23 protein-coding genes are annotated in these 23,225 nt (G+C 72.6%); 20 read left to right on the forward strand and 3 right to left on the reverse strand.

All coding sequences use genetic code 11. The features are described from left to right. Positions 1-99 precede the first annotated feature (99 nt). Positions 100-612: a hypothetical protein gene (locus ACFQS7_RS21940; RefSeq protein ID WP_380069273.1), complete on the reverse strand. Its 513-nt coding sequence runs from the start codon at positions 610-612 to the stop codon at positions 100-102. Positions 613-908: 296 nt separating this feature from the next. Between ACFQS7_RS21940 and ACFQS7_RS21945 the strand changes: the two genes are divergently transcribed. Further along, positions 909-1,265 (forward strand): hypothetical protein, encoded by a 357-nt coding sequence (locus ACFQS7_RS21945; RefSeq protein ID WP_380069274.1) that lies wholly within the window; start codon positions 909-911, stop codon positions 1,263-1,265. Between the two features lie 25 nt (positions 1,266-1,290). On the opposite strand, the gene ACFQS7_RS21950 is transcribed toward ACFQS7_RS21945, so the two are convergent. Beyond that, entirely contained in the window at positions 1,291-1,803 is a 513-nt protein-coding gene (locus ACFQS7_RS21950) for a TIGR00645 family protein (protein WP_380069275.1), read from the reverse strand. A 135-nt stretch (positions 1,804-1,938) separates the two neighbouring features. On the opposite strand from ACFQS7_RS21950, the gene ACFQS7_RS21955 reads away from it, so the two are divergent. The 17 genes from ACFQS7_RS21955 to serS all read left to right on the forward strand — a co-directional run bounded on the left by ACFQS7_RS21955 (position 1,939) and on the right by serS (position 21,384). Continuing rightward, entirely contained in the window at positions 1,939-2,295 is a 357-nt protein-coding gene (locus tag ACFQS7_RS21955; protein ID WP_380069276.1) for a RidA family protein, read from the forward strand. Next, a complete protein-coding gene (locus ACFQS7_RS21960) occupies positions 2,292-3,356 on the forward strand; it encodes a potassium channel family protein (protein ID WP_380069277.1) in 1,065 nt (354 codons plus the stop codon). The genes ACFQS7_RS21955 and ACFQS7_RS21960 overlap by 4 nt, the downstream gene beginning before the upstream one ends. 99 nt (positions 3,357-3,455) lie before the next feature. Then, entirely contained in the window at positions 3,456-4,457 is a 1,002-nt protein-coding gene (locus ACFQS7_RS21965) for an NAD-dependent epimerase/dehydratase family protein (protein ID WP_380069278.1), read from the forward strand. Positions 4,458-4,480: 23 nt separating this feature from the next. Continuing rightward, entirely contained in the window at positions 4,481-5,617 is a 1,137-nt protein-coding gene (locus ACFQS7_RS21970) for a DegT/DnrJ/EryC1/StrS family aminotransferase (RefSeq protein WP_380069279.1), read from the forward strand. Positions 5,618-5,681: 64 nt separating this feature from the next. After that, positions 5,682-7,004, forward strand: a complete 1,323-nt coding sequence (locus ACFQS7_RS21975) for a PQQ-dependent sugar dehydrogenase (RefSeq protein ID WP_380069280.1) — start codon at positions 5,682-5,684, stop codon at positions 7,002-7,004. 126 nt (positions 7,005-7,130) lie between these two features. Further along, positions 7,131-9,908, forward strand: coding sequence for a phosphoenolpyruvate carboxylase (locus ACFQS7_RS21980; protein ID WP_380069281.1), 2,778 nt, complete (start codon positions 7,131-7,133; stop codon positions 9,906-9,908). Positions 9,909-10,242: 334 nt separating this feature from the next. Further along, positions 10,243-11,361, forward strand: a complete 1,119-nt coding sequence (locus ACFQS7_RS21985; RefSeq protein ID WP_380069282.1) for an NADH:flavin oxidoreductase/NADH oxidase — start codon at positions 10,243-10,245, stop codon at positions 11,359-11,361. 430 nt (positions 11,362-11,791) lie between these two features. Next, on the forward strand, positions 11,792-13,612 hold the full coding sequence (locus ACFQS7_RS21990; RefSeq protein WP_380069388.1) for an arginine--tRNA ligase: 1,821 nt from the start codon (positions 11,792-11,794) through the stop codon (positions 13,610-13,612). After that, positions 13,609-14,382: an SPOR domain-containing protein gene (locus ACFQS7_RS21995; RefSeq protein ID WP_380069283.1), complete on the forward strand. Its 774-nt coding sequence runs from the start codon at positions 13,609-13,611 to the stop codon at positions 14,380-14,382. Before ACFQS7_RS21990 ends, ACFQS7_RS21995 begins: the two co-directional genes overlap by 4 nt. Positions 14,383-14,387: 5 nt before the next feature. Next, on the forward strand, positions 14,388-15,398 hold the full coding sequence (gene nagZ / locus ACFQS7_RS22000) for a beta-N-acetylhexosaminidase (protein ID WP_380069284.1): 1,011 nt from the start codon (positions 14,388-14,390) through the stop codon (positions 15,396-15,398). Continuing rightward, entirely contained in the window at positions 15,398-16,099 is a 702-nt protein-coding gene (locus tag ACFQS7_RS22005) for a site-2 protease family protein (protein ID WP_380069285.1), read from the forward strand. Before nagZ ends, ACFQS7_RS22005 begins: the two co-directional genes overlap by 1 nt. Next, entirely contained in the window at positions 16,096-16,866 is a 771-nt protein-coding gene (locus ACFQS7_RS22010) for a segregation and condensation protein A (RefSeq protein ID WP_380069286.1), read from the forward strand. Before ACFQS7_RS22005 ends, ACFQS7_RS22010 begins: the two co-directional genes overlap by 4 nt. Then, a complete protein-coding gene (gene scpB / locus ACFQS7_RS22015) occupies positions 16,850-17,551 on the forward strand; it encodes an SMC-Scp complex subunit ScpB (RefSeq protein WP_380069287.1) in 702 nt (233 codons plus the stop codon). Before ACFQS7_RS22010 ends, scpB begins: the two co-directional genes overlap by 17 nt. After that, entirely contained in the window at positions 17,548-18,600 is a 1,053-nt protein-coding gene (locus ACFQS7_RS22020) for an ABC transporter ATP-binding protein (RefSeq protein ID WP_380069288.1), read from the forward strand. The genes scpB and ACFQS7_RS22020 overlap by 4 nt, the downstream gene beginning before the upstream one ends. A gap of 108 nt (positions 18,601-18,708) precedes the next feature. Then, positions 18,709-19,248 (forward strand): Sec-independent protein translocase protein TatB, encoded by a 540-nt coding sequence (tatB, locus tag ACFQS7_RS22025; protein WP_380069289.1) that lies wholly within the window; start codon positions 18,709-18,711, stop codon positions 19,246-19,248. 12 nt (positions 19,249-19,260) lie between these two features. Continuing rightward, positions 19,261-20,055, forward strand: a complete 795-nt coding sequence (tatC, locus tag ACFQS7_RS22030) for a twin-arginine translocase subunit TatC (protein WP_380069290.1) — start codon at positions 19,261-19,263, stop codon at positions 20,053-20,055. 54 nt (positions 20,056-20,109) lie between these two features. Continuing rightward, positions 20,110-21,384 carry a serine--tRNA ligase gene (gene serS, locus ACFQS7_RS22035; protein WP_380069291.1) on the forward strand — a complete coding sequence of 425 codons (1,275 nt, stop codon included), beginning with the start codon at positions 20,110-20,112 and terminating at the stop codon, positions 21,382-21,384. 31 nt (positions 21,385-21,415) lie between these two features. Here the strand turns inward: serS and ACFQS7_RS22040 are convergent, their stop codons facing one another. Then, the gene (locus tag ACFQS7_RS22040) at positions 21,416-22,261 is read right to left on the reverse strand and encodes an ATP-binding protein (RefSeq protein WP_380069292.1); all 846 of its coding nucleotides are present in this window, start codon (positions 22,259-22,261) and stop codon (positions 21,416-21,418) included. A gap of 102 nt (positions 22,262-22,363) precedes the next feature. On the opposite strand from ACFQS7_RS22040, the gene yajC reads away from it, so the two are divergent. Continuing rightward, positions 22,364-22,705 carry a preprotein translocase subunit YajC gene (gene yajC, locus ACFQS7_RS22045; protein ID WP_380069293.1) on the forward strand — a complete coding sequence of 114 codons (342 nt, stop codon included), beginning with the start codon at positions 22,364-22,366 and terminating at the stop codon, positions 22,703-22,705. Positions 22,706-22,803: 98 nt separating this feature from the next. Beyond that, positions 22,804-23,160, forward strand: coding sequence for a hypothetical protein (locus ACFQS7_RS22050; protein WP_380069294.1), 357 nt, complete (start codon positions 22,804-22,806; stop codon positions 23,158-23,160). The last annotated feature ends 65 nt before the right edge of the window (positions 23,161-23,225 follow it).

Consider the following 23,225-nt stretch of genomic DNA (forward strand, 5'->3'; position numbering starts at 1 on the left):
TCTTTCGTGGGTTGGGCATTCGCCGCGCGGCCGGCGCCAACGCGCGGAAGGAGTTGAGGGGGGAGGGGGAGGCCACCTTCTCCCCGGCCTTGCCCTGCATCAGTCCGCGGCCTGGCGGATCCGCTCCAGCGCAAGCATCCCCTTGGCGCCCCAGCCGGTCACGTCCGCCGGCACCTCCGGCCGGAAGCCCTCATACAGCCGGAAGCCGGTGCGGTTCAGTTCCTCCGGCGCCAGCCCGGCGGCGAGGCCCTCCATCGCTGCCCGCACCTCCGCCAGCCGCTCGCCGAAGGCCCGGGTGACATAGGCCTTGACCGCGGCCGGCCTGGCCGGCTTGCCGTCGGGGTCCGCCGCCAGCAGCCCCTCCGCCGTTTCGGTCACCGGAACCTCCCGGCCCAGCAACCGCACGGTCTGCCGCGGCGGCGGCGCGGGGGCATCACCGTGGTGCTCCTCCGCCAGGCCAAGCCGCCTGGCCTTGGCCCGGGCGGCGGTGCCGGCGACCGCGCTGGCCAGGCTCAGCGCGGTGTCCGGCGGGTGGCCCAGCCGTTCCGCCACCACGGCGGCCCAGAGGGTCAGGACAGGGGCGCGGTTCACGCGGATCGGGGGGCTTTCCATGGCTTCGCATCTAGGGACGCGCACACTGCATTGCAGCCGCCTCCGTTTGGCAACGGAATCGCCATAGTTTGAGGTGTACCTTTTCGCCCGGTGGCGTTCTGTGCTGCCGGAGTCCCTGTCGCCGATGCGGCAGAAGCACGCTTTGGTGCGGCAATAAGACAAAACGGACCGGCCGATGGCCGGCGAGGGGAGGGGCAGCGTGGACGGTGGATGGATGAGCCCGGCCGGGCAAGGCCCGGCAGGCGACCAGGCTACCTTCTCTGCAGCGCCTCTCACGGCCTGAACGGAAAACACCCATGTCAGTCACACGTGCGCCGGACGGCCCCATGCAGCCGGCGCTGCACAGCTTCATCAGCGGGGTCGGCGACCGCGCGATGCCGGCGGCGCTCGCCCAGCTGCGCATCGGCCTGCCGCTGCGCCTGCGCCGGGTCGCCAAGCCGGTGCGCGGCTTCTCGGTCGAGATCCTGACCGAGGCCGGCGCCGCGCTCGGCTGGCTGCCGCGGGAGGACGAGGAGGCCCTGACCAGCCTGGGCGTCGAGCCCGAGACGGCGGTGCTGCGCGTCGTCGCCCTCGTTCCCGCCTTCCAGCGGCCGCGGGTGCGGATCGAGATCCTGCTGCCCGAGCCGCTGGACGAGGTCGCGCCTGCGGCCTGAGGCCTGCCCGGCGGAAGCGCCCTGGCTATTTCGGCTTCCCCGCATTCTTCCCCAGGCGCCCGATCCAGTCCTGCAGCCCCAGCAGGACCGCGCCGACGACGAAGACCATGTGGATCACCACCTGCCAGAAGACCGCGGCCTCCGGGTAGCTCTCCACCTTCAGGAAGACCTGCAGCAGGTGGATCGAGGAGATCGCGACGATCGCCGTCGCCACCTTGATCTTCAGGTTCGAATGGTCCGTGGCGGAGACCCAGCGCAGGTCGTCGTCGGCCTCGTCCCGGTTCAGCCGGCCGACCAGGCTGTCGAAGCTTGCCAGCGCCACGATGACCACCAGCGAGGCGATCAGCGCCGCATCCACCAGGTGCAGCACGGCGATGAGGAAATCGTCCTCCGCCATCTCGGTCACGCCCTGCGCCAGCTTCCACAGCTTGGCCGCGAAGCGGATGGCATAGAGGCCGAGCGAGGCCACCAGCCCGAGGAAGAAGAAGGCCAGCAGGTAGCGGCTGGCGAGGATGACGCGGGCGAGCAGCGGCAGCATGGATGGGTCCCGGAATCGCGACGCGTCCGGTATGGCCGGCCGGGCTGCCGGGCGGCAAGGGCGGCGATGCGGGGGGTGGCCCGCCGCCCGCGGCAGGCTATCACCACGGCAAGGGGAAGCGACGGGAGGGTGGCGATGACGATCCGGCGGCTTGCTGAGGAGGCGCGGCTTTCCGGCGCGGTGGTGCATGGCGGGGTGGTCTGGCTCGCCGGCCAGGTGGCCGACGACGCCAGCCTGGATGCCGAGGGCCAGACCGCCGACATCCTGGCCCAGATCGATGCGCTGCTGGCCGCGGCGGGGACCTCGAAGGCCGGGCTGCTCAGCGTCACCGTGGTGCTGGCCGATATCCGCGATGCGCCGGCGATGAACCGCGCCTGGGACCGCTGGCTGGACCCGACGGCCAAGCCGGCACGGATGACCATCCAGGCGCCGCTGGTCGATCCGGCCTGGAAGGTCGAGATCACCGGGACCGCCGCCCTGCCGCCGGCATGATCCTGCCGCGCCGCACCGGACCGGGCCGGCCGCCCAAGGGCTTCGCCAAGGCGCTGGCGATGTCCTTCGCGCTGATGCTGCTGGTCGCCGGCGGCATCGCCGACCGTGGCGGCGCCTTCCCCCTGGTGGTGCTGGGCGGGGCCGCGGCGGCGATGGGGCTGCTGTATCTGGTCTTCCCGCATGGGCCGCAATTCGCGCTCGGCGCGGCCAATGGCCTGGCGATGTATGCCTGCCTCTATGCCGTGCTGGGCCGGGCCGGCTTCCCCGGGGCGCCGGACTGGGCGCGGGGCATCGGCTTCGTCCTGCCGGTCCTCGCCTTCGTGGTCGCCTGCTGGCACCGGCGCCTGCTGCTGCGCGGCTGGGCGCAGGGGGAGGAGCCGGCGGACCTCACCCATCTGCCGCGCTTCGCGCGCTGGCTGGTGGCGACCGGCGCGGTCGGGGTGGTCTCGCTGGCGACGCCGATCAACCGGCTGGACCCGACCGGGCAGGGGGTGGCGCTGCTGCTCGCCATGGCGGCCATTGCCCTCATCAGCGTGATCGCGGTGGCCGACGTGGTGCGGCTGCTGGTGGACATGGCGGTGATCTTCCGCGCGGTGACCCTGCGGCTGTCCCGCCTCGCCGTGCCGATCGCCGCCTTCTCCAGCATCTGGGCGCTGCTGGTGGTGATCTTCGGGTCGATCTACCGGATCGCCGACGGGCTTTCCGCCGGGCCGCTGTTCCACGGCCCGGCCGGGCCGCTCCGCATCGACTTCTCGGACGCGCTGCATTTCAGCGTCGTGACGCTGTCCTCGGTCGGCTACGGCGACATCCAGCCGGTCGATGACGGCATCCGCGTGCTGGCCAGCATCCAGATGCTGTTCGCCCAGTTGCTGCTGCTGTTCGGCTTCTACGAGATCATGCGCGGCAGCCGCGCCGGGGGGCCGGACGCGCCGGCCCGCGCCGGTCAAAATGACGCGCAGGTGGAAGGACCTCCCGCCTCTCGCACTCATCATTACACGGATGCCCCCCATCTGCCGCATGTTGCACCGCAGGTGCGGCGCCCTGGCGTCGCCGGGGACTAGGCGTGCTTCCGCCGCAATCCCGGGCGATCTCATGCGGCGTGGCCACAGCGACGTGGGATGCCGCCGGGCTGGCGCGGCAGGAATGAGGATGCAGGATTTATGACCGACGCGGAACGGGCCGCCTTCTGGCGCGGCAAGCGCGTGCTCGTGACCGGGGGCGCCGGCTTCCTCGGCAGCGCGCTCTGCCACCGGCTGGCAGCGGTCGGCGCCCGGGTCACCGCGCTCGACGCGATGATGGAGGATGGCGGTGCCAACATCGCCAACCTCGAAGGGGCCTCGGTGCTGCTGGTGCGCGGCGACATCCGTGATGCAGAGCTGCATTCGCTCGCCCAGGATGTGGACGTGGTCTTCAACATGGCGGCGCAGACCAGCCACATGGGCGGCCAGCGCGACCCGGTGGCCGACATCGCCATCAATGCCGTGGCCCAGGTACGGCTGATCCAGACGCTGCGCGACGCGGCGCCGGAGGCGACCGTGGTGCATGCCTCGACCCGGCAGTTCTATGGCCGGCCGGTCCGCCTGCCGGTCGACGAATTCCACCCGGTGCAGCCGCCGGACGCCAACGGCGTCTCCAAATTCGCCGGCGAGCAGTACTGGCTGCTGGAGCAGCGCGTGCTGCACCGCCCGGTCGTGTCGCTGCGGCTGACCAATTGCTATGGGCCCCGCCTGCGCATCCGCGACGCGCGGCAGACCTTCCTCGGGATCTGGATCCGCCAGGTCCTGAAGGGCGAGGGCTTCGAGGTCTGGGGCGGCGAGCAGCTCCGCGACATGACCTACGTGGATGACGTCGTCCGCGCCTTCCTGCTGGCCGCCGAGCAGGCGACGAAGCCGGATGTCGCCGGCCGGGTCTTCAACCTCGGCGGCTCGCCGCCCGCCTCGCTGATCGAGCTCGCCGACCGGCTGATCGCCGCCAATGGCGGCGCCGGCCATTATGCGGTGAAGTCCTTCCCCGCCGACCGTGCGCCGATCGACATCGGCAGCTACCACGCCGATGACCGCGCCTTCCGCGCCGCGACGGGCTGGGAGCCGCTGGTCGGGCTGGACGAAGGCCTGGCCCGCTCGCTCGAGTGGTACCGCTCGCGCCTCGCCGACTACACCTGAACGCTCCCCGGGACCCGACAGCCATGAACGCCACCACCACCATGATCCCGCAGGCCAATCCGGGCGCCGGCTACCTGGCGCAGAAGGCCGAGATCGACGCCGCGGTCGCCCGCGCGCTGGCCTCCGGCTGGTACATCCTCGGCAAGGAGGGCGAGGCCTTCGAGCAGGAATACGCCGCCTGGCTCGGCACCACCCGCGCGGTCGGCTGCGCCAACGGCACCGACGCCCTGGCGCTGATCCTGCGCGGCCTGGGCATCGGGGAGGGCGCGACGGTGGTCACCGTCTCGCACACCGCGGTCGCCACCGTCGCCGCGATCGAGATGGCCGGCGCCACGCCGCTGCTGCTCGACATCGACCCCGACACCTACACCATGGACGCGGAGGAGCTGGCCGCCGTGCTGGGCGACCCGCCGCCCGGCCTGCCGCCGATCCGCGCCGTCATCGCCGTGCACCTCTACGGCCAGGCCTGCGAGCTGGACCCGATGCTGGCCGCCTGCGCCGAGCACGGCGTCGCCTTGATCGAGGATTGCGCCCAGGCGCATGGCGCGACCCTGCACGGGCGCAAGCTCGGCACGCTGGGCGCGGCCTCGGCCTTCTCGCTCTACCCCACCAAGAACCTCGGCGCGCTGGGCGATGGCGGCGTGCTGGCGACCGACGACTTCGAGCTGGCCGACCGCATCGGCGCGATCCGCCAGTATGGCTGGAAGGAGCGCTACATCTCCTCGATGGTCGGGGTGAACAGCCGGCTCGACGAGATCCAGGCGGCGATCCTGCGGGTCAAGCTGACCGCGCTCGATGCCGGCAATGCCCGCCGCCGGGCGATCGCCGCGCGCTACGACGCGGCGCTGGAGGGCGGCCCGCTGGCGCCGCCGGTCCGCCGCGCCGATGCCGAGCACGTCTTCCACCAGTATGTCCTGCGCAGCTCCCGCCGGGCCGAATTCATGGCCCGGCTGAAGGCGGAAGGCGTGGGCACCGGCGTCCACTACCCGGCGCCGGTGCACCTGCAATCGGCCTATGAGGGCCGCGTCGCGCTGGGCCCCGCCGGCTGCGCCGAGACGGCCCGCGCCGCCGCCGAGGTGTTCAGCCTGCCGATGTACCCGGAACTCGACGATGCGCAGGTGGACCGCATCTGCGCCGCGCTGCGGGCCATGGCCGGCTGAGTCCCCGGCGGGGCACCGGCGGGCGTCTCCTGCGTTGAGCCCACGGCTTCACGCAGGACCCCGCATGCCCCGCCACTCCGCCGCGCTTCTCCTCCTCCTCGCCCTGGCCGCCTGTGGCGACGAGGCGAAGCATACCGTCGCCGAAGGGCAGGGGCCGTCGCCCAAGCTGCCGCCTCCGGTATCGAGCCTGATCCCCACCGTCAACGTCGCCCCGGCCCGCGGCTGGGCCGAGGGCGCGACACCGCAGCCGGGCGACGGCCTGCGCGTCGCCGCCTTCGCCGAGGGGCTGGACCATCCGCGCCAGCTCCTCGTGCTGCCGAACGGCGACGTGCTGGTGGCCGAGAGCAACGCCCCGAAACGGCCCGACGACAACAAGGGCATCAAGGCCTGGGTGCAGGGCCTCATCATGAGCCGGGCCGGCGCCAAGACCGAGAGCGCCAACCGCATCACCCTGCTGCGCGACGCCGACGGCGACGGCCGCGCCGAGACGCGCTCGCCGCTGCTGGAGAACCTCAACTCGCCCTACGGCATGGCCCTGGTCGGCGATGCGCTGTATGTTGCCAACACCGACGCCCTGCTGCGCTTTCCCTACCGCGGCGGCGACACGCGCATCACCGCGCCCGGCGAGAAGGTCGCCGATCTGCCCGGCGGGCCGCTGAACCATCACTGGACCAAGAACGTCATCGCCAGCGAGGACGGCAGCAAGCTCTACGTTGCCGTCGGCTCCAACAGCAACGTCGCCGAGAACGGGCTGGAGGCCGAGCACGAGCGCGCCGCGGTCTGGGAGGAGGATGCCCGGACCGGTGCCCACCGGCTCTACGCCACCGGCACCCGGAACCCGGTCGGCCTGGCCTGGGAGCCGAAGACGAAGATCCTGTGGACCGCGGTGAACGAGCGAGACGAGCTCGGCAGCGACCTGGTGCCGGACTACATGACCGGGTTGAAGGACGGGGGCTTCTACGGCTGGCCCTGGAGCTACTACGGCCAGCACGTGGACAGCCGGCCGCCGGCCAACCCGGCGATGGTGGCCAAGGCGATCCCGCCCGACTACGCGCTCGGCCCGCATACCGCCTCGCTTGGCCTGGCCTTCGCCCCGGGCCAGGGCGGGCTGCCGGCACCCTATGCCGAGGGCGCCTTCGTCGGCCAGCACGGTTCCTGGAACCGCAAGCCGCCCTCCGGCTACAAGGTCGTCTTCGTCCCCTTCGCCGAGGGCCGGCCGAACGGCCTGCCGGTCGACGTGCTCACCGGCTTTCTCGACGCCGGCGGCAAGGCGCAGGGCCGCCCGGTCGGCGTCGCCCCGGACCACCGCGGCGGGCTGCTGGTGGCCGACGATGTCGGCAACAAGGTCTGGCGGGTGAGCGCCTCGGGCGGCATCGCCCAGCGCTGATTCTGCCCAGCCTGCCCGGATTCGCGGCAATGGAAGCGCGGGCGGCCCCGCCCGCCGCGCTTTCGGCCCTTTGCCCCCCTAACTCCCCCCTGGCGCGGCATCCCTTCGCACGTGCACCATGGGGGGATGCCGGACATCACCCCCGACCCCCTCGAGGAACTCCTGGCCCGCCTGCGGGAGGCCCGCGCCGCCGCCGCGCAGGACCCCTTCGGCGATCCCGTCCTGCTCATCGCGCTGGCCATCAGCCGGCGGATGGATGACGGGGTGCTGGACCTCGACGGCCTCGCCGCCATGGTCCAGCGGCTGTCCGACGCCGCCGCCACCGACCGGGCCGGGCGGATCGCCGCCTATGTCGGGCTCGATGGCGGCACGCCGAGCCTGGCAGAACTGGCGGAACGCTTGGTCCGGCCGGACCCCGAGGACAGCCCGATCCCCTTCGCGCGCTACCGCGCCCTGGTGGAGACCCCGCGCTTCGCCGCGGTCTTCACCGCGCACCCGACCTTCTCGCTGCCCTATGCGACCAACCAGGCCCTGGCCCAGGCGGCCAGTGGCGCCGCCTGGCCGGAGGGCATGGTCCACCGTCCGACCGCGCCGACGCTCGCCGAGGAATTCCGCCAGGCCGTCGCCGCCATCCAGCGCGGCCGCGATGCGTTGGACGGCCTCGCCGCCGCGCTGCTGGCCGCCGCCCGCGGCGTCTGGGGCGACCGTTGGACGGGGCTGGTGCCGCGCCCGGTCATCCTCGCCTCCTGGGTCGGCTACGACACCGATGGCCGCACCGATATCGGCTGGTGGGACACGCTGCGGCTGCGGCTGACCATGAAGCGGCTGCAGCTGGAGCGCCTGCAGGCGCAGATGGCCCCGCTCGGCGACGCTGCCGCGCCGCTGGCCGACCGCATCGGCGCGGCACGCGACGCGGTCGAGGCGCAGATCGCCGCGGTGCCGGAGAAGCCCGAGCCGCAGGCGGTGGAGCGGCTCGCGGCCGTGATGCTCGACCGCCGCGGCGAGGCGCTGACCACGACCGAGCCGTTGCTGGAGCTGTTCCGCACCGCCATCGCCGCCGCGCCCGACGACGCAACGCGGCTCGCCCTGGCGGTTGCCCGCGGCGGGCTCGCGGCGCATGGGCTGGCGCTGGCCCATACCCATGTCCGGCTGAACGCGGCGCAGGTGCACAACGCGGTCCGCCAGCGGCTCGGGCTGGCGGTCTCGGCCGACGACATGGCGCAGCGCCGCGGCCTGCTCGCCTCGATCAACGCGGCGCTGGCCGAGGTCACCCCGCAGCCGGTCGATTTCGGCGCGCTGATCGCCGAGCAGGCCTCGGCCGCCCGGCTGATGCTGGTCTGCACCCAGATCGCCAAGCATGTGGATGGCTCGGCGCCCATCCGCTTCCTGATCGCCGAGACCGAGACCGGCTATACCCTGCTGGCCGCTCTGTGGCTGGCGAAGCGCTTCGGCTGCGACCACGCCATCGAGCTCTCCCCGCTGTTCGAGACGGCCGAGGCGCTCGACCGCGGCGAGCGGGTGCTGGAGGAGGCGCTGCGCAGTCCCCACTACCGCGACTACCTGCGGCTGCACGGCCGGATCTGCCTGCAATTCGGCTATTCCGACAGCGGCCGCTATGTCGGCCAGCTCGCCGCCAGCTACCTGGCCGAGCGCCTGAAGCTGCGGCTGGTCGACCTGCTGCGCCGGCACAAGCTGGACGGCATCGAGGTGGTGCTATTCGACACCCATGGCGAGAGCGTCGGCCGCGGCGGGCATCCGGACAGCCTGGCCGACCGCATGGCCTATCTCTCGCCGCCGCAGGCCCGCGCCGCGCTCGACCGCGCCGGGCTCAAGCTGCGGGAGGAGATGGCCTTCCAGGGCGGCGACGGCTACCTGCTGTTCGGCACGCCGCAGCTGGCCGCCGCCACCGTCGCCGGCATCGCGGCGCACGCCTTCGCCCCCGTCGGCCCGGTGGACGACCCGGTCTATGCCGAGGCCGACTACGTCGCCGACTTCTTCGCAACCGTCAGGCGGGAGATGCAGGCGCTGGTGGCCGACCCCGGCTATGCCGCGCTGCTCGGCGCCTTCGGCCCCGGCCTGCTCGACCGCACCGGGTCGCGGCCGGCAGTCCGCCAGAGCGACGGCATGGGCGGGCCGATGCGGATCAGCCATCCGTCCCAGCTCCGCGCCATCCCGAACAACGCCATCCTGCAGCAGCTCGGCTGGATGGCGAATTCGCTGCATGGGCTCGGCATCGCGGCGGAGGCCAATCCGGACGCCTTCCAGGACCTGCTGGCGCGCTCGCCGCGCTTCCGCCGCGCGCTGGCGATGGCGGCGCGGGCCTCGGCCTGTTCCGATATCGGCGTGCTGCGGGCGGTGGTCGATACGCTCGACCCCGGCCCCTGGCTGGACCGCGCCGGCTTCACCCGCCGGCCGGGGCGGCGGGAGACGCTGCTCGGCGTCGCCGGGGCGGTCGACCGGCTCGACCTCGACGCGCCGACCCGGCGGCTGTTCCGCCGGCTGCAGGCAGACCACCTCTCGCTGCGCCATGCCTGGCCGGGGCTGCCGGTGATGCCGGACCGGCTGGTGCTGCTGCACGCGCTGCGGTTGGCGCTGATCCACCGCATCTGGTTGCTGGCGGTGGAGCTGCCGGATTTCAGCCCGCGCCACGGCGCGACGCGGGAGACCATGGTGCTGCGCGTCCTGCAGCTGGACGTGGAACCCGTCCTGGCCCTGCTGGAGGAAATCTTCCCCGCCGCGCCCGGCGCGGTGGTCGGGCTCGACTTCCACGAGCCGGCGCCGGCGCGCGAAGGCCTGAGCTATGCCCGCGAGCACGCGGCGATCTTCCAGCCGATGGCCCGGCTCTTCGCCCTGGTGCGCGGCTGCGGCGCCGCCATCACGCATGAGGTGGGCGCCTTCGGGTAGAGCGCGATGGCCTGAGGCGGATGCGCCGAGAGGCCTGAATCGCGCGACCCGGCAGAGGAGCGCGATGGCCTGCGGCGGATGCGCCGAGAGGCCTGGATCGCGCGGCCCGGCAGAGGAGCGCGATGGCCTGCGGCGGATGCGCCGGGAAGCCTGGATCGCGCGGCCCGACGGACGCCAGCGCAGGATGCGTGAGCGAAGCCGGACGCATCCTGCCCCAGGGAGGCTTGCCCCCTGCGCGAACAACGCCACAATCACCCCCCTGAGGGGGGCAGGAGCCGGCAGGCCGGGACGGCAGCCGGACGGGCAAGCCCCCCATCTGGGGGAAAGCTGATCCATGTCGGCGTTGCTGTTCGCGCCCTATATGATGCGGGACCTGACCCTGGCGAACCGCATCGCCGTCTCGCCCATGGCGCAGTATTCGGCGACCCCCGAAGGCCATGCCACGCCCTGGCACCTGATGCATGTCGGCAACCTGGCGGTGTCCGGCGCCGGCCTGGTCATCATGGAGGCAACGGCGGTCGAGCCGCGCGGCCGGGTCTCGACCCGTTGCCTCGGCCTTTGGACCGACGCCCAGGCCGAGGCGCTGCAGCCGGTGGTCGCGTTCTGCCGCGATCACAGCAAGGCGGCGCTCGGCATCCAGCTGGCGCATGCCGGGCGCAAGGGCTCGGTCGAACGGCCCTGGGAGGGCAACGAAAGCCTGCCGCCCGAGGCCGGGGGCTGGCAGCCGGTGTCCTCCTGCGACCTGGCCTATCCGGGGCGGCCGGTGCCGCAGATGCTGACCATCGGGGAGATGGCGGCGATCCAGGCGGATTTCGTCGCCGCCGCCCGCCGCGCCGCCGCGCTGGACTTCGACCTGCTGGAACTGCATGCGGCGCATGGCTACCTGCTGAACTGCTTCCTGTCGCCGCTGGCCAACCGGCGGAACGATTCCTATGGCGGGGATCTCGCCGGACGGATGCGCTGGCCGCTGGAGATCTTTGCCGCGGTCCGCGCCGCCTGGCCGGCGGGCAAGCCGATCGGGGTGCGGATCTCGGCGACCGACTGGGCCGCCGGCGGCTGGGATGCCGACGACAGCGTCGCCTTCGCCGTCGCGCTGAAGGCGCTGGGGTGCGACTACGTCACGGCGTCCTCCGGCGGGATCACCCCGGCCCAGGCGATCCGGGTGCGGCCGGGCTACCAGCTGCCCTTCGCCCGGCGGATCCAGCAGGAGGCGGGGATGCCCGCCATGGCGGTGGGCCTGCTGCACGAGCCCGACCTGGCCGAGCAGGCGCTGCAGGACGGCGCGGCGGAACTGATCGCGCTGGGGCGGGGGATGATGTGGGAGCCGCGCTGGGCCTGGCACGCGGCCGAGGCACTGGGCGCGACCGCGCCCTTCCCGCCGCAATATGCGCGGAGCCATCCGAGCATGCGGTTCGGCGATCCGGGGAAAGCCTTCGCAGAGCGGGGGCGGTAGAAAACAAGAAAGGTCGGGGAGGGAAAAGTATTCCCTCCCCGAACCCCTCCCTTCCTTTCTGTGGGTTTGTCATCGCCGCGCGGCGAATGCCGACTCATGGAAATAGATGAGGGGTCCGGGGAGAATACCTTCTCCCCGATCTTCCTTCTTGCAGCCGCGGCCGGCCGCGCGTATAGGAATATTGTCAACGCCCGCGCTGCACCCGGTGCCCGGTCCGCGGCGGGCGCTTCAAATGCTCAATTCCTGAATTCCTCAAGCCGGATCGGCCGGGCCCGAGGTCCGCCGCCGGGTCGCGGCGATCGGGACCGCCTTGGCCTCAAGGAAGTTGAGGGAAATTCCACGGAATTGTGGGGTCCAGGCGCTTCAATTCCGCAGCCCCGCGGGCGTCCTGTCGCCCCGGGGGCGGGCCTGCTACACCCGCGCCACCATGATCGAACACGACCTCTTTGCCGCGCTCCGCGCCCGCACCGTTGCCGCCCTGGCGGAATTGCTGCCCGACCTGCCGGGCGAGGCCTTCGCCCGGGTGCAGATGGAGCCGCCCCGCGATGCCAGCCATGGCGACATGGCAACCAACGGCGCGATGGTGGTGGCCAGGCTGGCGAAGCAGGCGCCGCCGAAGCTGGCCGCGGCTTTGTCCGAAAAGCTCGCTGCGCTGCCCGAGGTCGAGAGTGCCACGCCGGCCGGCCCCGGCTTCGTCAACATCCGCCTGCGGGCCGATGTGCTGCGCGCCCAGCTGCCGGTGATCCTGGCCGAGGATGTCCGCTACGGCGACGGCACGGTCGGCGGGCGGCGGCGGGTGGACGTGGAATATGTCTCGGCCAATCCGACGGGACCGATGCATGTCGGGCATTGCCGCGGCGCGGTGGTGGGCGATGCGCTGGCCAACCTGCTGGCCAAGGCCGGCTGGGACGTGACGAAGGAATACTACATCAACGACGCCGGGGCGCAGGTGGCGGCGCTGGCGATGGCGGCGTACTGGCGATACCTGCAGGCGCTGCTGGCGACGCCGGCGGGGGCCGTGCCGACCGCCGCGCCGCTGGCTGCCTTCGCCAGTTCCGACCGCGGCCGCGAGGCCTTCGAGCAGGCCTTCGGCGTCACGCTGCAATATGGCGGCGACTACCTGGTGCCGGTGGGCGAGGCGCTGGCGGCCGAGCACGGCGCCGGCCTGGTGCCCGCCGACGGCGGCGTGCCGACGGGCGCCGCGCTCGAAGCCATCCGCGACGTCACCGTCGCCCGCATGATGGTCTCGATCCGCGAGGACCTCGCCATGCTCGGCGTCGAACAGGACATCTTCGTCTCCGAGGCCGCGCTGATCCGCGCCGGCAGGCTGGAGGAAGCGGAGCGGGTCCTGAACGACCGCGGCCTGATCTATCGCGGCGTGCTGGAACCGCCGAAGGGAAAGACGCCGGACGACTGGGAGCCGCGCGAGCAGACGCTGTTCCGCGCCACGCAATTCGGCGACGAGGTCGATAGGCCGCTGCGCAAGTCCGATGGCAGCGGCACCTATTTCGCCAACGACATCGCCAACCACCTGCACAAGATCGAACGCGGCTTCGCCGAGCTGGTCCATGTGTGGGGCGCCGACCATGGCGGCTACGTCAAGCGCATGCAGGCCGCCGTCGGCGCGCTGTCGTCGGGCACGGTGCCGCTCGACGTGGTGCTGGTGCAGATCGTCTCGGTGCTGAAGGACGGCCAGCCGTTGCGCATGTCGAAGCGCGCCGGCACCTACGTGACGCTGCGCGACCTGATCGAGGAGGTCGGGCGCGACGCGGTGCGCTTCACCATGCTGACGCGCAAGGCCGATGCGCAGATGGAATTCGACCTCGACAAGGTGGTCGAGCAGTCGCGCGAGAACCCGGTCTTCTACGTGCAGTATGCCCATGCCCGCTGCCGCAGCGTGCTGCGCGGCGCCGGCGACCCGCCGCCGGGCGATCTCGCCCTGGCGCCGCTCGACAGCCTGACCGACCCGGCCGAGATCGCCCTGATCCGCCGGCTGACCACCTGGCCGCGCACCGTGGAAGCCGCCGCCCTGGCCCGTGAGCCGCATCGAATCGCGTTCTTTCTCCATGACTTGGCCGGCGACTTTCATGTACTCTGGAACAGGGGCCGAGAGGATACGACGCTGCGCTTCATCCGCGAGGATGAACCGGAGGCGACGCGGGCGAGGCTGGCGCTGGTCGCCGCCACCGCCACCGTCATCCGCTCGGGGCTGGCGGTGATGGGGGTCACCCCTGTCGAGGAGATGCGGTGAGCGATCTGGCGGTTCCGTCCTGGCGTCCGCGCCAGGAGAAGCAGGGGATTTCGGTGCGCATGCTGGCGGTGGCCGGCGGGCTGCTCGGGGTGGTGGCGCTGGCCGGCGCGGTCGCCTGGGGGCTCTCCCGCATGGGGCCGCAGCCGGTGCCGGTGATCGAGGCCGACCTGCGGCCGCTGAAGGTCCGGCCAGAAAATCCGGGCGGCATGGTCGTCCCCAACCAGGACCAGCTGGTGCTGGAACCGATCGCGGTGCGGCGCGAGGCCGAGCGCCGCAACAGCAGCGGCGCCAGGCTGGACGCCGGGCCGGAAGCGCCGCAGCTCGAATTGCTGCAGCGCCAAGCGGCGCCGCCTTCGCCGCCCGCCGCGGCGCCGGTGCCAGCCATCCCGCCGGCACCGGCCCAGACGGCGATCGCCCCTCCGGCACAGACGGTCATCGCGAACGTCGTGCCGTTGGCCCCGCCGGTCGCCGCACCGGCGGCCCCGCCTGCCGCGGCGCCGAAGCCGCCGGCGCCCGTCGCCAGCGGCCGCGCCATGGTCCAACTCGGGGCGCTGGCCAGCGAGGACTCCGCCCGTGCCGAATGGGACCGCATGGCCAAGCGCGTGCCCGAACTCGCCGGCTTCCAGCCGCGCATCAGCAAGGTCGAACGCGAGGGCCAGGCGCCGCTGTTCCGGCTGCGCGCCGGCGGGCTGGCGGATGCCGCCGCGGCCAAGGCGCTGTGCGAGGCGGTCAAGGGCAAGGGCGGGGCCTGCGTCCCGGTCGGGGGCTGATCCTGATGACCATGCGGCCGCGCGCGGCCATCGTCGGGGTCTCGGGGCCACGGCTCACGCCGGAGGAGTCGGCGCTGTTCCGCAGCATGCCGCCGCTCGGCGCCATCCTGTTCGCCCGCAACGTCGAGGACCCCGGCCAGCTCCGCGCCCTGACCGCCGAGTTGCGCGGGCTGTTGGGCGCCGAGGCGCCGATCCTGGTGGACCAGGAGGGCGGCCGGGTCGCCCGGCTGCGGCCGCCGCACTGGCCGGAATTCGCCCCCGCCGCGGCCTTCGCCGGCGGCCCGGCCGGCGCGGCGCGGGCCAATGCCGCGCTGCTCGGGCAGGACTGCGCCGCGCTGGGCATCGACGTGGTCTGTGCTCCGGTGCTCGACCTGCGCCTGCCCGGCGCGCACGACATCATCGGCGACCGCTCCTTCGGCGCCGAGCCGGGCGAGGTGGCGCGGCTCGGCCTCGCCGTCGCCGAGGGCCTGCAGGCCGCCGGCTGCATCCCGGTGATCAAGCACATCCCCGGCCATGGCAGGGCGCTGGTGGACAGCCACCTGGACCTGCCGCGGGTCAGCGTCGGGCTCGACGAACTGGCGCTGGACTGCGCGCCCTTCGCGGCGCTGGCCGATTGCGGCGCCTGGGCGATGACGGCGCATATCCTCTATGCCGCGCTGGATGCCGAGCGCCCGGCGACGCTGTCGCCGCTGATCATCGAGCAGGTGATCCGCGGCGCCATCGGCTTCGACGGCGTCCTCGTCAGCGACGACCTCTGCATGAAGGCGCTGCGCGGCGAGCCCGGCGCGCTGGCGGCGGCGGCGATCGAGGCGGGCTGCGACCTGGTGCTGCATTGCAACGGCGTGCTGGCGGAGACCGCCGCGGCGCTGGCCGGCTGCCCGGCGCTGTCGGATGTCGCCGAATCCCGGCTGGCCGAGGCGCGGGCGGCGATGCTGGCGCGGCGGCGGCCGCTGGATGCCGGCAGCCTGATGGCGGCGCGGGACGCCTGGCTGGCGCCGGCCTCGGCCTCGGCGTGATGGACCTGCCGGCCTGGCTGCCGCAGCTCGTCGCCGCCATCCTCGCCGCCGTCCTGGCGATCACCTTGCACGAGGCGGCGCATGGCTATGCCGCGCTCGGCCTCGGCGACGACACGGCGCAGCGGATGGGCCGGCTGAGCCTGAACCCGCTGCGGCATGTCGACCGGGTCGGCACCATCCTGGTCCCCGGCGTGCTGCTGCTGAGCCAGTTGCTGACCGTCGGCCGGGTCGAGTTCATGTTCGGCTGGGCCAAGCCGGTGCCGGTGGACATCCTGCGGCTGCGCCACCCGCGACAGGGGATGATGCTGGTGGCGGCGGCAGGGCCGGCGATGAATTTCGTCCTCGCCTGGCTGGCCGGGCTGGCGCTGCATCCGGTCGAGGCCTGGGACCCGACGGGCTCGGCCGACTCGAACCCGGTGGTGTATTTCCTCGCGCTCTTCATCCTGTCGAACCTGGTGCTCGGCCTGTTCAACCTGCTGCCCATGCCGCCGCTGGATGGCGGGCGGATCGTCGCCGGGCTGCTGCCTCGGGCGCTGGCGCTGCCCTACATGCAGCTGGAGCGCTGGGGCATCCTGATCGTGCTGTTCGGCGTCTTCCTGCTGCCGCGGCTGACCGACGGGTTCGACCCGGTCGGCTGGGCGCTGCGCAACGTCGTCGGCTGGGCCTTCGACCTGGTGCTGACCCTGTCGGGCAACGCATGAGCGAGCCGGCCCCGACCCTGCACCTGCGGCTGGAGGGGTTCGAGGGGCCGCTCGACCTGCTGCTCGACCTGGCGCGGGCGCAGAAGGTGGACCTCGGGAAAATCTCGATCATCGCGCTGGTCGACCAGTTCCTGGCGGTGCTCGACCAGGCGCGGCGGGTGCGGCTGGAACTGGCGGCCGACTGGCTGGTGATGGCGGCCTGGCTGGCCTGGCTGAAATCCCGCCTGCTGGTGCCGGACGATCCCGAGCAGGAGGAGGACGCCGAGGCGCTGGCCGCGGCGCTGACCGACCGGCTGGCGGAGCTCGCCCGGATGCGGGCCGCCGCCGCCTGGCTCGGCGCCCGGCAGCAGCTGGGCCGGGAGGTCTTCGCCCGCGGCGCGGCCGAGTCGCTGAAGGTCGAGGACCGCAGCGGCATCTCCGCCGAGCTGCCCGCCCTGCTGCAGGCCTATGCCGCGGCGCGGCGGCGGGCCCTGGCGCGGCGGCCCTACGTGCCGAAGCATCGGAAGCTCTGGACCGTGCAGGAGGCCCTGGCGCGGCTCGGCCGGCTGGTCGGCGCGCTGCCCGACTGGGCGATGCTGCAACGCTTCCTGCCGGATGGCCTGACCGACCCGGTCGAGCAGCGCGCGGCGCTGGCCAGCACGCTGATCGCAGCGCTGGAGACCGCCCGGGGCGGCGCGATCGAGCTGCGGCAGGAGCAGAGCTTCGGACCCATCCTGATCCGCCGCCGCGAGGCGGCCGAGGAATTGCCCGATGCAAGAGCCGCCTGAGGCGCCCGTCGAAGCCGCCCCCGCGGCCGAAGCGGCGGCGCCCGAGCCCGCCTTCTCCGCCCCCCAGGGAGAGGGCTCGCCCGACCCCGCCCTTTTTGCCCCCCAGGGGGAGGGCTCGCCCGACCCCGCCCTCTTTGCCCACGCGCTGCGGCTGGCGGAGGCGCTGGTCTTCGCCAGCGACCGCCCCATCGCGCCGCAGCGGCTGCAGCAGGCGCTGCCGCCCGGCGTCGATGCCCGGGCGGTGCTGACGGCGCTCGCCGCGCAATGCGCCGACCGGCCGGTGCAGTTGGTGGAGGTCGCCGGCGGCTTCGCCTTCCGCACCGCGCCGGAGCTCGCCCCGGCGCTGACCCGGGTGGTGGAGGTGCCGCGCCGGCTGCCGCGGGCGGCGATGGAGACCCTGGCGATCATCGCCTACCACCAGCCGGTGACGCGGGCCGAGGTGGAGGAGATCCGCGGCGCCAGCCTGTCGCAGACCACGCTGGAATCGCTGCTGGAGATGGGGCTGATCGGCCCGCGCGGCCGCAAGGAGGTGCCCGGCCGGCCCAGCCTCTGGGGCACCACGCCGAAATTCCTCGAGCAATTCGGCCTGCGGGCGCTGACCGACCTGCCGCGGCGGGAGGAGCTGGTGAACGAGCCCGGCAGCGGGCTGCTGGCGCCGGTCGAAGCCGCAGCACCCCCGCCGTGAGCCTTCGCCTGACCGGCATCCGCCACGCCTATGGCGGGCGGGAGGTGATCCGTGGCGTCGACCTGCATGTCAGGCCGGGGGAGATCCTCTGCCTGCTCGGCCCATCCGGCGACGGCAAGACCACGCTGCTGCGGCTGGTGGCGGGGCTGGAGCCCCTGCAGGCCGGGCGGATCGAGCTGGGCGGGGTGGTGGTCGGCGAGCCGGGGCGGGACGTACCGCCGGAGCAGCGCCATGTCGGCTTTGTCTTCCAGGACTATGCGCTGTTCCCGCACCTGACGGTCGCCGAGAATGTCGGCTTCGGGCTCAACCGCATCCCGCGCGGGGAACGCGCCTGGGCGGTGACCGAGGCGCTGGCGCGGGTCGGGCTGGAGACCTATGCCAACGCCTATCCCCACATGCTGTCCGGCGGCCAGCAGCAGCGGGTGGCGCTGGCCCGGGCGCTCGCCCCCCGACCGCAGGTGGTGCTGCTGGACGAGGCCTTCGCCAGCCTGGACGCCAGGCTGCGCGAGCAGGTGCGCGACGACACGCTGCATGTCCTGCAGGCCGCCGGCATCCCGGCGATGATCGTCACCCATGACGCCGAGGAGGCGATGTTCCTGGCCGACCGGATCGCCCTGATGCAGGGCGGGAGGGTGGTCCAGCTTGGCCGGCCGGAGGAATTGTACCTCGCCCCGGTGGACCCCTTCGTCGCCACCTTCCTCGGCGAGGTGAACCGGCTGCCGGCCATGGTGCGGGGCGGCCGGGTGGAGACGGCGATCGGCGCCCTGCCGCCCCGCCCCGGGGCCGACCGGGGCGAGGGGCCGGCCCAGGTCCTGCTGCGCCCGGAAGGGCTGCTGGTGCAGGCCGAGGGCGGCACGCCGGCGGAGGTCGAGGCCTGCCGCCTGCTGGGGGCCACCACCCTGGTCCACCTGGCGGTGGCCGACGGCGCCGGCGGGCTGCTGCACCTGCATGCCCGGCTGCCGCCGGGCATCCGGCTGGCGCGTGGACAGCGGGTGACGGTTGCGATGGACCCGGAGCGGGCCTTCGTATTCCCGGCCCCGGCGCCCTAGATACCCTTCCTCACCGCTGCCTAGATTGTTGGAGCCATGGGTTCCTGCTAACGGAGGCGAGCTTGCGGCGCCGGGGAGGGTGAACCCCGTGCCGCAGTCGGAGACGTCATGTTCGACCTAGCCTGGTCCGAGATTGCGCTGATCGGCGTGGTGGCGCTCGTCGTCATCGGCCCCAAGGACCTGCCGGAGGCCATCCGTGGCCTCGCGCGCGGGGTGCAGAAGCTGCGCCGCATGGCCAGCGAGTTCCAGGGCCAGGCGGATGAGCTGGTGCGGGAGGCGAATCTCGAGGAGGTCCGCTCCTCGATCAACGAGATCCGCAACTTCAACATCCGCGACACCCTGGAGAAGCACGTCGACAAGGATGGCACGATCCGCAAGAGCTTCACCGAGGACCCGCTGAAGACGGATTACGCCAGCACCACCACCGCGCCGGCGGGCGGGCCCGCGCCGGGCGCCGTGGAGGGTGCCTCCGCCGCGCCGGGCAGCGCCGAGGCCCTGCCGCCCGCGCCGCCGGCCTTCATCCCGCCGGCCTATGCGCCGCCTCCGCCGCCGATCCCCGTCGCCGCGGCCGTGCCGCCGGTGGCCCCCGCCTTCGTCCCGCCGGAGGCCGTCCCCGCGGACGCCCCGGCGCCGACCCAGAAGAGCTGAGCAGCGAAGCCCGTGCCGCGCGAACCGGAAGACATCATCGACGACAAGCCGATGCCGTTGCTCGAACACCTGATGGAGCTGCGCACGCGGCTGCTCTGGGCGGTCGCGGCCTTCGGCATCGCCTTCGCGATCTGCTACTACTTCTCCGCCTCAATCTACGGCTTCCTGGCCCAGCCGCTGGCCGACATCCTGCAGGAACAGGGCGGCGGCGAACGGCGGATGATCTTCACCGCGCTGTACGAGGCCTTCTTCACCTACCTGAAGGTGGCCTTCTTCGGCGCGGTCTTCTTCAGCTTCCCGGTCTGGGCGACGCAGCTCTGGCTGTTCGTCGCGCCCGGCCTGTACCGCAGCGAGAAGAAGGCGGTCTATCCCTTCCTGATCGCCTCGCCCTTCCTGTTCGTGGCAGGCGCCGCGCTGGCCTACTACTTCATCTTCCCGCTGGCCTGGCGCTTCTTCATCACCTTCGAGACGCCGCCGGGCGGCGGTTCGCTGCCGATCCAGCTGGAGGCCAAGGTCAGCGAGTACCTCTCGCTGGTCATGCAGATGATCCTGGCCTTCGGCGTCTCCTTCCAGATGCCGGTGCTGCTGACCCTGCTCTGCCGGGTCGGCATCCTCGACGTGGCGACGCTGCGGAAGGGGCGGCGCTATGCCATCGTGGGGATGTTCGTGGTGGCGGCCGTGCTGACGCCGCCGGACGTCATCAGCCAGATCGGCCTGGCGGTGCCGCTGCTGGGGCTTTACGAGCTGTCGATCCTGGCGGCGGTGTGGATGACACCGAAGAAGCCGGGCGAGACGAAGAAGACCTGAGCCGGGGGGCTTCCCCCCTCCGGCCCCCTCCCAGCGTTCCGGGACCACGCCCGCATGCACGATATTCGATCCGTCCGCGCCGATCCTGCGGCCTTCGACGCGGCGATGGCGCGGCGCGGCCTGCCGCCGGTGGCCGAGGAGATCCTGACCCAGGATGCCGCCCGGCGCGGCGCGCTGCAGGTGCTGCAGGACAAGCAGGCGCGGCGCAACGCTCTGGCCAAGGAGATCGGCCAATCCAAGCGGAGCGGCGCGAACAGCGTGGCGCTGGAGGCCGAGGGCGTCGCGCTGCGCGACGAGATGGCGGCGCTGGAAGCGGCGGCCGCGGCGGCCGAGGCGGCGCAGACCGCGATCCTCAAGGCGCTGCCCAATATCCTCGACGCGGATGTCCCCGACGGCGCCGACGAATCGGCCAATGTCGTGCTGCGCCAGCATGGCGAGCCGCCGCGCCCCAACTTCGCGCCGAAGCAGCATTTCGAGCTCGGCGAGGCGCTGGGGCTGATGGATTTCGCCGGTGCGGCGAAGCTGGCCGGCGCCCGCTTCACCGTGTTGCGCGGGGCGCTCGCCCGGCTGGAACGCGCGCTCGGCCAGTGGATGCTGACGCTGCACACCGAGCAGCACGGCTATGCCGAGACCGCCGTGCCCTACCTGGTCAATGCCGCGACCATGTACGGCACCGGGCAGTTGCCGAAATTCGAGGAAGACCTCTTCCGGACCACCGACGGCCGCTACCTGATCCCGACCGCCGAGGTGCCGCTGACCAACCTGGTACGGGACGACATCATCGCCGAAGCCGCGTTGCCGCTGCGCTTCGCCGCGCTGTCGCCCTGCTTCCGCTCCGAGGCCGGCAGCGCCGGGCGCGACACCCGGGGGATGCTGCGGCAGCACCAGTTCCAGAAGGTGGAGATGGTCTCCGTCACCCGGCCGCAGGACAGCGCCGCCGAGCACGAGCGGATGACCGGATGCGCCGAGCGGGTGCTGACCGAGCTTGGCCTGACCTGGCGCCGCATCGTGCTGTGTGCCGGCGATACCGGCTTCGGCGCGGCGAAGACCTACGACCTCGAGGTCTGGCTGCCGGGGCAGGGGGCATGGCGGGAGATCTCCTCCTGCTCCAACTGCCGCGACTTCCAGGGGCGGCGGATGAACGCCCGGATGAAGCCCGGCGAAGGCAAGGGCAACGTCTTCGTCCACACGCTGAACGGCAGCGGCGTCGCCGTCGGCCGGGCGCTGATCGCGGTGCTGGAGACGCACCAGCAGGCCGATGGCAGCGTGCTGGTGCCGGAGGTGCTGCGGCCCTGGATGGGCGGGCTGGAGCGCATCGCCGCCGCCTGACGGCAGGGGGCGCGACCCCCCGCCGCCGGCCTCAGACCGCGAGCCCCAGGCGCCCGCTGAGGTCCTGGATGAACTGCCAGGCGACGCGGCCCGACCGGCCGCCGCGCGTCACCGACCACTCGTTGGCCTGGCGCCGCAGCTCCTCCTCGGTCAGGTCGATGCCGAGGGCCGCGGCATAGCCCTCGACCATGGCGAAATAGGTCGGCTGGTCGCAATTGTGGAAGCCGATCCACAACCCGAAGCGGTCGGAGAGGCTGACCTTCTCCTCCACCGCCTCGTTCGGGTTGATCGCCGTGCTGCGCTCATTCTCGATCATGTCGCGCGACATCAGGTGGCGGCGGTTCGACGTCGCGTAGAACAGCACGTTGGCCGGCCTTCCCTCGATGCCGCCGTCCAGCACGGATTTCAGCGCCTTGTAGTCGGCATCCTCCTTCTCGAAGGAAAGGTCGTCGCAGAATACCAGGGCGCGGCGGTCCTGGGCGCGCAGGATGTTCAGCAGGTCGGGCAGCGTGCGGATATCCTCCCGGTGGATCTCGATCAGCGCGACGCTGCCCGGTCGCTCGGCATTCGCCGCGGCATGCGCGGCCTTGACCAGCGAGGATTTCCCCATGCCGCGGGCGCCCCAGAGCATGACGTTGTTGGCGGGATAGCCGCGGGCGAAGCGCAGCGTGTTCTCGACCAGCAGGTCCTTCTGCCGGTCGATGCCCTGCAGCAGGCCGATCTCGACGCGGGAGACCCGCGGCACGGGGGACAGGCGGGGATGCGGCAACGGATGCCAGACGAAGGCGTCGGCGCCCTCCAGCCGGGGCGCGGGCGGCGGCGGCGGGGCCAGGCGCTCCAGCGCCGCCACGATACGGGTGATCAAAGCGATGTCCATGGTGGTTTCCGGAAAGGGGGCCGCACTTGACGGGAGGGGGGCGGAAGCTAGTTTGCCGGCGCCTCATACGGCAAGTGCCGGAACCACAAGGAAATCGCCCGGATGCTCATCTCCCCCGCCTATGCGCAGGATAGCCTCGGTGGCGGCCTGGCGATGGTCACCCAGATCGCCCCGCTGCTGCTGATCTTCGCCGTCTTCTACTTCCTGCTGATCCGCCCGCAGCAGAAGAAGCAGAAGGAACACAAGGCCCTGCTCGCCGCGCTGAAGCGCGGCGACCGCGTGCTGACCGCCGGCGGCATCTTCGGCAAGGTCACCGTGGTGAAGGACGGCGTCGACGAGGTCGAGATCGAGATCGCCCCGAACGTCCGTGTCAGCGTCCTGCGCCAGACCATCGGCGACGTGCTGAAGCCGGTCGGCGCCAACGACTCCGGCGCAAAGGCCTGAGGCCGCTCGCCGCCCTGCTCCTGCTGGCTCTGGCCGGGCCGGCCGGCGCCGCCTCGCCCGAGGCGGCGGCGACGCGGCAGGCGGCCGGCGGCACGCTGGTGCAGCTCGCGGCGCAGCCGGCGGTGGGAACGCTGCTGCGCGGCGCCGCGCGCGGGCGGCAGCAGCAGGTCTATGAGGGCCTGCGCCTGGCCGGCCCGCCGGTCGCGCTGGTCGAGGACCGCTGGCTGGTCGGCTGGGGTTGCGCCGACACGCCGGAACCCGCCGGCTGCACCGAGCGCGGCCTGTTCATGGCCTTCGACGCCGGCAGCGAAAGGCTGTTCCTGATGCTGCTCGACCAGGGCATGCCGGTCTACCTGGCGCCGCCGCGCACCGCGCATTGGCCGGCGATGCTGGCCGACGCCTTCACCCGATTCGCGCCCGGCCTGGCCAAGCCGCCGGTCTTCGACCAGGAATAGCCTGCGGACATGAAAAAGGCGCCCGGCTGCCCGGGCGCCCCTTCCGTCCACGCAGGCGGAAAGCC

The sequence above is a fragment of the Dankookia sp. GCM10030260 genome (genome assembly GCF_042666655.1).
GTDB lineage: Bacteria > Pseudomonadota > Alphaproteobacteria > Acetobacterales > Acetobacteraceae > Paracraurococcus.